Annotated in this window: 10 protein-coding genes; 7 read left to right on the top strand and 3 right to left on the bottom strand. The window is 69.4% G+C overall.

From position 1 onward, the window contains the following. Window positions 1-31: 31 nt before the first annotated feature. From tgt to secF, 4 genes are all read left to right on the top strand, one after another. Window positions 32-1,174 carry a tRNA guanosine(34) transglycosylase Tgt gene (tgt, locus tag JHB91_RS03940; protein ID WP_199471612.1) on the top strand — a complete coding sequence of 381 codons (1,143 nt, stop codon included), beginning with the start codon at window positions 32-34 and terminating at the stop codon, window positions 1,172-1,174. An 88-nt stretch (window positions 1,175-1,262) separates the two neighbouring features. Beyond that, a complete protein-coding gene (gene yajC, locus JHB91_RS03935) occupies window positions 1,263-1,613 on the top strand; it encodes a preprotein translocase subunit YajC (protein WP_182821537.1) in 351 nt (116 codons plus the stop codon). Between the two features lie 99 nt (window positions 1,614-1,712). After that, a complete protein-coding gene (gene secD / locus JHB91_RS03930) occupies window positions 1,713-3,575 on the top strand; it encodes a protein translocase subunit SecD (RefSeq protein ID WP_199471610.1) in 1,863 nt (620 codons plus the stop codon). A 13-nt stretch (window positions 3,576-3,588) separates the two neighbouring features. Next, on the top strand, window positions 3,589-4,554 hold the full coding sequence (secF, locus tag JHB91_RS03925) for a protein translocase subunit SecF (RefSeq protein ID WP_199372491.1): 966 nt from the start codon (window positions 3,589-3,591) through the stop codon (window positions 4,552-4,554). 426 nt (window positions 4,555-4,980) lie between these two features. Here secF and JHB91_RS03920 read toward each other — a convergent pair whose 3' ends face one another. Further along, a complete protein-coding gene (locus tag JHB91_RS03920; RefSeq protein ID WP_199372492.1) occupies window positions 4,981-5,805 on the bottom strand; it encodes an inositol monophosphatase family protein in 825 nt (274 codons plus the stop codon). Between the two features lie 87 nt (window positions 5,806-5,892). On the opposite strand from JHB91_RS03920, the gene JHB91_RS03915 reads away from it, so the two are divergent. The 3 genes from JHB91_RS03915 (at window position 5,893) to JHB91_RS03905 (ending at window position 9,799) form a co-directional block, all read left to right on the top strand. Next, window positions 5,893-6,672 (top strand): RNA methyltransferase, encoded by a 780-nt coding sequence (locus tag JHB91_RS03915; protein ID WP_199471608.1) that lies wholly within the window; start codon window positions 5,893-5,895, stop codon window positions 6,670-6,672. 113 nt (window positions 6,673-6,785) lie between these two features. Continuing rightward, complete coding sequence (locus JHB91_RS03910) at window positions 6,786-7,673, top strand: phosphate/phosphite/phosphonate ABC transporter substrate-binding protein (protein WP_199472645.1); 888 nt, start codon at window positions 6,786-6,788, stop codon at window positions 7,671-7,673. Continuing rightward, window positions 7,670-9,799 carry a GGDEF domain-containing phosphodiesterase gene (locus tag JHB91_RS03905; protein ID WP_199372494.1) on the top strand — a complete coding sequence of 710 codons (2,130 nt, stop codon included), beginning with the start codon at window positions 7,670-7,672 and terminating at the stop codon, window positions 9,797-9,799. Before JHB91_RS03910 ends, JHB91_RS03905 begins: the two co-directional genes overlap by 4 nt. A 4-nt stretch (window positions 9,800-9,803) precedes the next feature. On the opposite strand, the gene JHB91_RS03900 is transcribed toward JHB91_RS03905, so the two are convergent. Both JHB91_RS03900 and JHB91_RS03895 read right to left on the bottom strand, forming a co-directional pair. After that, entirely contained in the window at window positions 9,804-10,454 is a 651-nt protein-coding gene (locus JHB91_RS03900; RefSeq protein ID WP_199372495.1) for an exopolysaccharide biosynthesis protein, read from the bottom strand. After that, window positions 10,447-11,757 carry a hemolysin family protein gene (locus JHB91_RS03895; RefSeq protein WP_199372496.1) on the bottom strand — a complete coding sequence of 437 codons (1,311 nt, stop codon included), beginning with the start codon at window positions 11,755-11,757 and terminating at the stop codon, window positions 10,447-10,449. The genes JHB91_RS03900 and JHB91_RS03895 overlap by 8 nt, the downstream gene beginning before the upstream one ends. Between the last annotated feature and the right edge of the window lie 30 nt (window positions 11,758-11,787).

Here is an 11,787-nt window from a genome sequence, read left to right as displayed (position 1 = left end):
CGGCCTTGTCCACGCGCCGGCAGCACCGTCCATGTCCCGCATGCAGTTCCAGTTGTCCGCCCGCGACGGCGGCGCCCGCCGCGGCCGCCTCACCTTCCCGCGTGGCGTGATCGAAACGCCGGCGTTCATGCCGGTCGGCACCTACGGCACGGTCAAGGGCCTGCTGCCGGAGCAGGTCAAGGCGCTGGGGGCGCAGATCATCCTCGGCAACACCTTCCACCTGTACCTGCGGCCGGGGCTGGAGGTGATCGAAGCGCACGGCGGCCTGCACGGCTTCATGCGCTGGGACGGGCCGATCCTCACCGACTCCGGCGGCTTCCAGGTGTTCTCGCTGGCGCACCGCCGCAAGATCACCGAAGCCGGCGTGACCTTCTCGGCGCCCACCGACGGCTCGAAGGTGTTCCTGGGGCCCGAGGAGTCGATGCACATCCAGAAGGTGCTCGGCTCCGACATCGTGATGATCTTCGACGAATGTCCGCCGGTGCACGTCGACGGAAAGCCGGTGGACGCCGGCGTGGTGGATCGCTCGATGGAGCTGTCGCTGCGCTGGGCCGAACGCTCCCGGCGCGCCCACGAGGGCAACGACGCGGCGTTGTTCGGCATCGTGCAGGGCGGGGTGCACCACGACCTGCGCTCGCGGTCGGCGGAAGGGCTGAAGGCGATCGGCTTCGACGGCTACGCGATCGGCGGCCTGGCGGTGGGCGAGACCGAGGCCGAGCGCAACGCGATGCTGGAGCACACCTGCCCGCAGCTGCCGGAAGACCATCCGCGCTACCTGATGGGCGTGGGCCGGCCCGAGGACCTGGTGGAAGCGGTGGCGCGCGGCGTCGACATGTTCGATTGCGTCATGCCGACCCGCAACGCGCGCAACGGCCATTACTTCACGTCCACCGGCACGGTGCGCATCCGCAACGCCCGCCATGACCGCGACAACGGGCCGATCGAGGAGGGCTGCGGTTGCCCGACCTGCGCCGGCGGCTACAGCCGCGCCTACCTGCGCCACCTGGACCGCTGCAACGAGATGCTCGGCCCGATCCTCGGCACCCTGCACAACCTCTGGTACTACCAGTCGCTGATGGCGGGGATGCGAGCGGCGATCGAGGCGGGAACCTTCCAGGCCTTCCGCGAGTCCTTCCATGCCGTACGCGCGGCCGCGGCCGCCCGGCCAGGCTGACCGCGCGGCCTGCGTCAGGCGTTGAAAGCGCCCGCCGCCGGCCGCATGGCATACTTCCCCGCTGATTTCCGCCTTGATGGATGAACCCATGAGCCTGCCCAACCCGCTCGACCTGCTGATCGCCCCCGCCTATGCCCAGGCCGCCGCCCCCGCCGCGGCGCCGAGCATGCTGACCACCCTCGCGTTCCCGGTGATCCTGCTGCTGATCATGTACTTCCTGATGATCCGCCCGCAGATGAAGCGCGCCAAGGAGCATCGCGGCATGCTCGAGAAGCTTGCAGTGGGCGACGAGGTGATCACCAGCGGCGGCATCGCCGGCGTGGTGCGCAACATCGGCGACAGCTTCCTCACCGTCGAGATCGCCAACGGCGTCGAGATCCGCGTGCAGAAGGGTTCGGTCGGCAACGTCCTGCCCAAGGGCACGCTCAAGGCGGCCTGACCGCCGGAACACGCTCCCCCGAGCCCGGCGCGCGGTTCCGCCGCCGGGCCCCGACCATGTCGCTCCCGTCCGCGGGAAGACCTCCCGCAAGACGAAGCCATGCTTGAATTTCCCCGCTGGAAGTACGTCGTCATCCTCCTCGTGGTGCTGTTGAGCGCGCTGTACGCGCTGCCCAACATCTATCCGCAGGATCCCTCCGTACAGATCACCGCCAACCGCGGCGCGACCATCGGCGCCGAGCTGCGCGGCAAGGTGGACGCCGCGCTGGCCGAGGCGGGGGTCACCGCGAAGGCGGTGGACACCGACGACAAGGAAATGATGGTGCGGCTGACCAGCCTGGCCGACCAGACCCTGGTGTCCGACGCGCTGCGTCCGGTGCTGGGTGAGGATTACATCGTCGCGCTGAATCTCGCGTCCACCGTGCCGGCCTGGCTCGAAGCCGTGGGCGCCAAGCCCATGCTGCTGGGCCTTGACCTGCAGGGCGGCGTGCATTTCGTGCTGCAGGTCGACCAGAAGGCGGCGCTGGACAAGCGCCTCGACGCCTACGCCGACGAGATCCGCGCGGTGCTGCGCGACAACCGCATCCGCTACGACTCGGTCGAGCGCACGGCCGGCGGCGTGACCGTCGCCAGCCTCGCCGACGCCGCCGACGCCGACCGCGCCATGGGCCTGCTGGCCACCGCGCAGCCGACGCTGCTGCGCGAGGCGGTGGGCAAGCGCATCACCGTCCGCGTGCCCGACGCCGAGCTCAACCAGATCTCCACCGACGCGATCGACCAGAACATCACCACGCTGCGCAACCGCATCGACGAGATCGGCGTGGGCGACCCGGTGATCACCCGCCAGGGCGCCGACCGCGTGGTCGTGCAGCTGCCCGGCGTGCAGGACACCGCCGAGGCCAAGCGCATGATCGGCGCGACCGCCACGCTGGAATACCGCGCGGTTGTGGACGGCGATCCCTTCGACGCCGTCGCCAGCGGCAACGTGCCGCCCGAGGCGCGCGTGTACTACCGCCGCGAAGTCGGCGTCGACGGCCGCCCGATCCCGGTGCTGCTCAACAAGCGCGTGATCGCCTCCGGCGAGCAGATGGTGACCGCGCAGTCGACCCTCGACGAGAACGGCATGCCGGCGGTGAGCGTGACGCTCAACAACCTCGGCGGCCAGCGCATGTTCGACTTCACCTCGATGAGCGTCGGCAAGCCGATGGCGGTGGTGTACATCGAGCGCATCCCGCAGCTGACCACCAACGCCGCCGGCGAGGAAGTGCGCAGTTTCCGGGTCAGCGAGGAAGTGATCTCGGTGGCCAACATCAACGGCGTGTTCGGCAAGCAGTTCCAGACCACGGGCCTCGAGAAGGCCGAGGCCGACGGCTTGGCGCGCCTGCTGCGTTCCGGTTCGCTGGCGGCACCGATGGACTTCATCGAGGAGCGCATCGTCGGCCCGAGCCTGGGCAAGGAGAACGTGGAGCGCGGCACCCAGGCGGTGATGTACGCCTTCGTGTTCACGCTGCTGTTCTTCGGCATCTACTACCGCATGTTCGGCCTGTTCACCTGCATCGCGCTGCTGCTCAACCTGCTGATGGTGGTGGCGGTGATGAGCCTGTTCGGCGCCACCATGTCGCTGCCGGGCTTTGCCGGGCTGGCGCTGTCGATCGGCATGTCGGTCGACGCCAACGTGCTGATCAACGAACGCATACGCGAGGAGTTGCGCGCCGGGTTGCCGGCGAGGGCGGCGATCGCCACCGGCTACGACAAGGCCTCCGGCACCATCTTCGACTCCAACATGACCGCGCTGCTGGCCGGCATCGCGCTGTTCGCGTTCGGCACCGGGCCGCTGAAGGGCTTCGCGGTGACGATGGTGATCGGCATCCTGACCTCGGTGTTCACCGCGGTGACGGTGTCGCGCGGCATCGCCACGCTGGTCTATGGCGGCCGCAAGAAACTCACCACCCTGCCCATCTGACGGGAACACGACCATGACCATTTTCCCGTTGCGGCTCATCCCGGCCACCCCGAACATCGACTTCATGCGCCTGCGCTGGGTGTCGGTGCTGGTCTCGCTGGCGCTCACCATCGGCTCGATCGCGGCGATCGCCGGCATCGGCTTCAACTACGCGCTGGATTTCACCGGCGGCACCGTGGTGGAGCTGCGCTTCCAGCAGGCGGCCGACGTCGACGGCGTGCGCGAACGCCTGGAGGCGGCCGGCTACGCCAGCGCGCAGGTGCAGACCTACGGCAGCGGCAGCGACCTGCTGGTGCGCCTGCAGCCGCGCGACGGCGAGACCAGCGCCGACGCCAACGCGCGCACCGCCGAGGAAGTCCGTGCGGCTGCCTCCGCCGAGGGCAACCAGGCGACCATCCAGAGCAACGCGTTCGTGGGCCCGCAGGTCGGTCGCGAGCTCGCATGGAATGGCCTGTACGCGCTGCTGTTCGTGGTGGTCGGCTTTCTGATCTACATCGGCTTCCGGTTCGAGTGGAAGTTCGCGGTCGCGGCCATCGTCACCACGTTGAACGACGTGCTGATCGTGGCGGGCTTCTTCGCACTCACCGGGCGCGAGTTCGACCTCACCGTGCTGGCCGGCCTGCTGTCGGTGATGGGCTTCTCGATCAACGACACCATCGTGGTCTTCGACCGCGTGCGCGAGAACTTCCGCAGCATGCGCGCGCCGCCGCACGAGGTGTTGAACGCGTCGATCAACCAGACCCTGTCGCGCACCATCATCACCTCGGTGGCGGCGTTCCTGACGGTGTTCGCGCTGTACCTGTACGGCGGCGGTTCGCTGCAGGGCATGTCGTCGGCGATGATGATCGGCATCGTGTTCGGCACGCTGTCGTCGATCTTCGCGGCCTGCCCGCTGCTCACCATGGGCTTCCTGAAGGTCACCAAGCAGGACCTGCTGCCGAAAGCCCGCGACGACGCGGAACTCGCACGCAGGCCGTGATCGCCCGCGACTCCTTGCCCCGGATTGCGGGGCAGGGTGCGACGACAAAAAACCCCGCATCTCGCGGGGTTTTTTCTTCTCCGGTTTCCGGGGGGGGCGGTAGGGGCGTGGAGCGCCCGGTAGTGGCCGGGAGGCCTTCCCGGCTCATGTCCCCCGGATCCGCCTGCGGCGGATGCCGCCTCCTCCTTTACTTCCCCGCGAAAGCCTCCCGGCCACTTCGTGGCTCTGGGCTGGCTGCAGGTGCAGGAAGCATGCGCGTGCCCCCCGGGCTGTGGCCTTTGCTCCTCGAACCACCGCGTACTGCGGCGTACCGGGTGCCAAGGCCCTTGAGGGCGAAGTCAAGGAGGAGGCATCCGCCGCCAGGCGGATCCGGGGGACATGAGCCCTCAAGGGCCTTGGTACCCGGCACCCGCGCCAGCGTCCCGCTTAGAACGCGGCGGCGTAGCCCGAGGCTTCGATGGTCTTCTGCAGCGCGTCGGCCAGCTTGAGGTTTCCGGCCAGCACCTGGCGGCTCTGCATGGCGATGTGCATCGGGCCAAGCGCGGCGCCGCGGAAATCACTGACGCGGCCACCGGCCTCGCGGACCAGCAGGATGCCGGCGGCGACGTCCCAGACCTGTACGCCGGCCTCGAAGTAGCCGTCGGTGCGCCCGGCGGCCACGTACGCCAGGTCGAGCGCGGCGGAGCCCGTGCGGCGGATGTCTTCGGCCGTCGCCAGCACCTGGCGCATGCAGTCGAACTGCGCCGCCACGCGCGCGCGTTCGCGCGGCGCGAAGCCGGTGGTGATGGTGGCGCCGGTCAGGTCCTTGCGCTCGCCGATGCGGATGCGGTGGCCGTTGAGCTGCGCGCCGCTGCCGCGGCTGGCCGTGAACAGCTCGTTGCGCAGCGGGTCGAAGATCACCGCGTGCAGCGGCTCGGCACCCTCGCACAGCGCGATCGAGACGCACCAGTGCGGGAAGCCGCGCAGGTAGTTGCTGGTGCCGTCCAGCGGGTCGATGACCCAGGTGTAGCGGCTCGGCCCGCGGTTGCCCTTGATGGCCCCGCCTTCCTCGCCGAGCACGGCGTATTCGGGATAGGCGCGGCGCAGCTCCTTGATCACGGCGGCTTCGGCCAGTCCGTCGACCTCGCTGGCGTAGTCCATCCGTTCCTTCTCGACCACGTTGAGTGCGTCGAGTTTGTTCATGTTGCGCAGCAGGACGTTGCCGCCGGCGCGGGCCGCCTTGACCATGATGTTGACAGCAGGTTGTAGCATCGCGGGCAGGCTCCGGGCGCTTGGGATGGACAGCAGGGGGAAAGAACGGGCGGCTCGAGGCCGTCGCGCAGTTTACCATTCGCACCCATGAACATCGCGCAGCAAGGCGGCGAAATCCGCATCGTCCTCGTCGGGACCCAGCATCCGGGCAACATCGGCGCGGCTGCGCGGGCGATCAAGACCATGGGCCTGGAGCGCCTGGTGCTGGTGGCGCCGGAGCGCTATCCGCATGGCGATGCCATCGCGATGGCCGCGGGCGCGGACGACGTGCTGGACGCGGCGCGCATCGTCGGAAGCCTCGCCGAAGCGGTTGCCGACTGCGCGCTGGTGCTCGGCTGCACCGCGCGCAGCCGGCGCATCGCGCTGGAGGAGCTGGCGCCGCGTGCCGCTGCCGCGCGCCTGCACGGCGCCGCGGCTTCCGGTGCCCGGGTGGCGCTGGTGTTCGGGCGCGAGCGCACCGGGCTCGACAACGACGAGCTGCAGCTGTGCCATGCGGCGGTGCATATCCCGGCCAATCCCGACTACAGCTCGCTCAACCTGGCCGCCGCGGTGCAGGTGCTGTCCTACGAACTGCGAATGGCGGCCCTGGCCGACGGCGGCCATGCCGTGGCCCTCGCGCCACAGGAGGAGCAGCGCGAGCCTCCAGCCAGCCACGCCGAGCTGGAGGGGTTCTTCGCCCAGCTTGGCGACACCCTCGATGCAATCGATTTCCACAAGGGCAGGGCACCGGAGTCGGCGTTGCGCAAGCTGCGACGCATCTTCCTGCGCTGTGCCCTGGACACGCGTGAGGTGCGCCTGCTGCGCGGCGTGCTGGCCGACGCCCAGCGCATGGCGCGGCTGGCATCGCCGCCCGGCCCCGGGGAATGATCGGCAGGTGCCAGTGGAGGTGATTTCCGCTAGGCTGCCAGGCTGCACCGCCACTGTGACGCGAGCCTCATTTGACCGCGATGTTCCGCCGACTGCGCCACCTGCCAGCCGCGATGGTCCTGTGCTTGCTCGCGTTGCTGCACACGGCGGCGGCGAGCGATGCCGGCGTGCTGGTCCTGGGACGCATCAGCGACGACCCCGCCGCGCACTACGACCAGCTCAAGCCGCTGCTTGATTACGTGGTGCCGCGGATGGCGGATGTGGGCATCCGCGAGGGGCGCATCCTGATGGCGCGCGACCTGAAGCAGATGGAGAGCTACCTGCGCCGTGGGCGCGTCGACTGGGTCACCGAGACCACGGCCAGCGCCCTGCAGCTGCAGACGCGCGCGGGCGCGGAGCCGCTGCTGCTCACCGAGCGCAGCGGCGTGAGCAGCTACCGCACCGTGTTCTTCGCGCGCCGCGACAGCGGCATCGACAGCCTTGACGACCTGCGCGGGCGGAGCATCGCCTTCCAGAACCTGAACTCCACCAGCGCCTACTACCTGCCGGCCATGGAGCTCATCAGCCGCGGCCTGCCCATGGAGATCCTGCTGTCGCCGGGCGATCGCCCGGCGCAAGGCTCGGTGGGCTACCTGTTCGCGCGCTCGGAGCTCAACATCGCCACCTGGGTGCACAAGCGGCTGGTCGATGCCGGCGCGCTCAGCAATCTCGACTGGGACAGCGCGCAGCGCATGCCGGCCAGCTACCGGGGCGACCTGGTGGTGTTCCATGTCACCCCCGAGTTCCCGCGCGCGCTGGAGATGGCCCGCGGCGACATGGATCCTGCGGTCAAGGCACGCCTGCGCGAGGTGCTGGCCGCCGCAGCGAACGATCCGGATGCCAGCGAGGCACTGCTGCGCTTCTTCAACACCACCCGGTTCCTGCCGATGGACGCCGCGACCGCGCGTTCGCTCGACCTGCTGCGTGCCGGCGTGTCGCGTGTCGGGGCGAAGATCGAATGAGGCTGCGCGACGGGTTGCATGCACGCTTCCTGGCCGCGGTGGTGGTTGCGCTGCTGGTCGTGCTGGGGGTGGTCGCACTGGTCCTGCATCGCCAGGACGTGATGCGCCAGGAGGTGCTGGCGCTGAGCGAGGAGTCGATGCACGCGCTGGCCTTCGACCGGCTGGCCGAACGCGGCGAGGCCGCCGTGGTGCAGCTGGCGGCGAGCCTGGTCAACCCGCTGTACTACTTCGACCTGGACCAGATCGGCGCCCTGTTGCGCGCGGTGATGAAACAGCCCGATGTCGCCTATGCCGTGGTCTACGACAACACGGGCGCGGTGATCCACGATGGATCGGGCGACATCGCCACGTTCGGTCAGGTGATGGACGACGCGCTTGCCTACGAGGCCATCGCCGGCACCGGTCCGCACGTGCAGTCCAGCGACAGCGTCCTCGATGTGTCGACGCCGGTGCGGCTTGGCGACCAGCGCCTCGGTGGCTTGCGCATCGGTTATTCGGTGGCGTCGGTGGCCAAGGACGAAGCGCGCGCGGTGCAGGGCATGAGCGCGCGGCTGAGCGAGATCGGGCGCCGCCATGCCGGCTGGATCGCCGCGTTGATGGCGGCGCTGGTCGTGTTCGGCGGCGGTATCAGCTTCCTGTTGCAGCGCACGCTGGTGCGCCCGATCAGGCAGCTGGCCGACGCCGCGCGCGAGATCGAAGCCGGCAATTTCGCCGCAGCCATCCCCAGGGATGGTCGGCGCGACGAGCTCGGCGACCTGATGCGCGCCTTCGGGCGCATGGGCGACAGCATCGTGCGCCATGACCGCGAGATGCGGCGCATGGCCTACACCGATGCGCTGACCGGGCTGTCGAACCGGCTGGCGTTCCGCGAGGTGCTCGATCGCCGGTTGATGGAGCTGCACGGCGCCAGTCGCCAGCTGGCGCTGCTGTTCGCCGACATCGACGACTTCAAGCGCATCAACGACACCCTCGGCCACGACGCCGGCGACGAGGTGCTGGTGCAGTTCTCGACGCGCATCCAGGAGGCGGTGGAGCGCCACGGCGGCGCGGGCGCGCACCTCGCGCGCTTCGGCGGCGACGAGTTCGTGGTGCTGATCGAATCCGATGCGCTGGCCCCGGGCGGCATCCGCACCGCGGCCAGCCGGCTGGCGGAGACGCTGGTGGCGGAGCTGAGCCGTCCGATCCTGGTGCGCGGCCGGCAGGTGTTCCTGGGGACGTCGATCGGCATCACCCTGTTCCCCGACGACGCGGTCGGCGCCAGCATGCTGATGAAGAACGGCGACATCGCGATGTACCAGGCCAAGGTGGCCGGCAAGAACTGCTACCGCTTCTACAGCCGCGCGATGGACCAGGCGGTCGAGCGCCGCGTGCGCATGGAACAGGACCTGCGCGGGGCGTGGGAGCGCGGTGAGCTGAGCATCGCCTACCAACCCGTGTTCCGGCTCGAGGACACCAGGCTGGTCGGCGCCGAAGCGCTGCTGCGCTGGCACCATCCGGAGCACGGCATGGTTGCCCCGTCGGTGTTCATCGACGTCGCCGAGCAGAGCGGACTGATCGAGGTCATAGGCCCGCAGGTGCTGCGCGCGGCCTGCCAGGACGCGGTGCGCTGGCGACGCGACTTCCCGGGCCAAGAGCTGTTCGTCTCGGTCAACGTATCGGCGCGGCAGCTGCGCACCGGCGACCTCGCCGGACAGGTCGAGCGGGTGCTGGAGGAAACCGGCCTGCCAGCCGGCTGCCTGCACGTCGAACTGACCGAGACCGCGGTGATCGGCGACGAACTGCGGGTCAGCAGCCTGCTGTCACGGCTGCGCACCGCCGGGGTGAAGGTCTGGCTTGACGATTTCGGCACCGGCTTCTCCGGCCTGAGCCACCTGCGGCGGGTGCCGGTGGATGGCGTGAAGATCGACCGCAGCTTCATCGCCGACGTACTGCGCGATCCGGACGACCTGGCGCTCACCACCGCGATCATCGCCATGGCGCACTCGCTCGGCATCACTGTGGTCGCCGAGGGCGTCGAAAAGGAAGGCCAGTTCAACGTGCTGCGCGAGCGCGGCTGCGATCTTGCGCAGGGCTACTGGCTGGGCTATCCGATGACGGTGCACGACTTCCGCCGCCTGCTGGCCTGAGGCGTCAGAAGAGCCGGTCGATCCATTCCGTGGCCAATGCCGCGAGCGTGCCGCCGGTCACGCCGAAGATCACGATGGCCGCCAGGCCGGCGCCCCACGACACCAGCAGCAGCACGCCATCGCGTTCCAGCAGCGCCAGCGCGTACGCCAGCAGCAACACGCCGAACACGTAGTTGGTGAACGGAATCGGCAACGCCAGCAGCACGCCCAGCAGCACCAGCAGCACGCCGGTGAACATGGTGGCCGCGCGATGGTCGATCAGTCCCGCCAGGCGCGGCCGGACCAGATGTTCGAGGCGCGCCAGCCAGGGCGAGATCCTGTGCTCGAAGCGCGCCAGGGTGCCGCGCCTGGGACCGCGCCTGGCAACGAAGCCGGGCAGCCAGGGGCGACGCAGGCCAAGCAGGAGCTGCAGCCCGACCAGGCTCACCAGCGGCCCGCTGAGCGCGCCGGCCAGGCCGGGAATGGGCAGGAACGCCGGCAGCGTGGCGATGAACAGCAGCATCCCGAACATGCTGCGGCCAAGGCCATCAAGAAGCGTGCGCAGCGGCAGCGCCTCGTCTTCCGGCCCGGCCACCAGTGTCGCAAGGAGGGTGCGCACGCTGGCCTGTGGCGGCTTCGCGTGCGTCCTGCGCCCCGTGCCGTCGTGGTCAGCCATCGCCGACCGGACTGGCGGCGTCGGTGCGCTGCAGCAGGAGCTTGTCCACGCGCGGGCCATCGAGGTCGACCACCTCCATGCGCCACACACCCCATTCGAAATGTTCGCCCGCGTTGGGGATGCGCCCGAAGTGAGCGATGGTCATGCCGGCTGCGGTGTTGTAGTCGTGTTCGTCCTCGTTGGGCAGCGGCCCTCCGCCCAGCAGTTCGCGCAGCGAGTCGGCGCCGAGCGCGCCATCGACCAGCCACGAGCCGTCCTCGCGCTCGACCACCAGCGGGTGCGAGTCGGCACCTTCGCCGCTGGAGGTGCGGCCGATGACGGCTTCGAGCACGTCGTTGACGCTGATGATGCCGGTGACGTCGCCGTACTCGTCCACCACCAGTGCCAGCGACTGCTGGCCCTCGCGCAGGATCTCCACCAGCTTCAGCGCCGGCGTGGACTCGGACACGAACAGCGGTTCGCGCATGTCCTTGAACAGGTCGAACTCGCCCGTGTCGATGCGGTCGATCAGTGACTTGACCTCCAGCACGCCGACCACGTCGCTGTCGTCGCGGCGATACACCGGGTAACGCGAGAACGGGGTGGCGCGCATGATCGCCAGGTTGTCCTCGAAGCTCTTGGCGGCATCGAGCCAGGCGATGCGGGTGCGCGGCGTCATCAGGCTCTCCGCGAAACGGTCGCCGAGCCGCAGCACGCGGTTCATCATGTTGCGCTCGTCGGCGTCGATCACGCCCTGCTCGTGGCCTTCGCTGACCAGCATGCGGATCTCCTCTTCCGAGATCGCGTTGCGGTTGTCGTCGCGGATGCCCAGCACGCGCAGCACCAGGCGGTTGATCGCGCCCAGCGTGGCCACCACCGGCTTGGCGGCGGTTGCCAGCGCCTGCAACGGCAGCGCCACCGCGATCGAAATGCCCTCCGCATTGGTCAGCGCCAGGCGCTTGGGGATCAGCTCGCCGAAGATGACCGAGCCGGCGGTGATCAGCCCGACCGCCGTCCCGATGCCGATCGGGCGCGCGTACTCGCTGGCCGTCGGGAACACGTCGGCAAGCCAGCTGGCGATCATCTGCCCGATCGCTTCCCCGCCGAACACGCCGGTGAGCACGCCGATCAGGGTGATGCCGATCTGCACCGTGGACAGCAGGTTGTCGGGGTGCTCGGCCAGCTTGAGCGCGGCGCGTGCGCCGCGGCTGGTCTCGGACAGCTGCCGCAGCCGTGACGTGCGTGCGGTGACCAGCGCCATCTCCGACATCGCGAAGAAGCCGTTCAGCGCGATCAGCGCCATGACGATCAGGAGTTGGAGCACGGCGGCGGATCCTGTCGTCGGCAAGCGGCG

The sequence above is a fragment of the Luteimonas sp. MC1828 genome, assembly GCF_016461615.1.
In the GTDB taxonomy this organism is placed as follows: Bacteria; Pseudomonadota; Gammaproteobacteria; order Xanthomonadales; family Xanthomonadaceae; genus Luteimonas.
The sequence above is the reverse complement of the archived record's forward strand: the minus strand, read 5'-3'. Positions and strand labels throughout refer to the sequence as shown.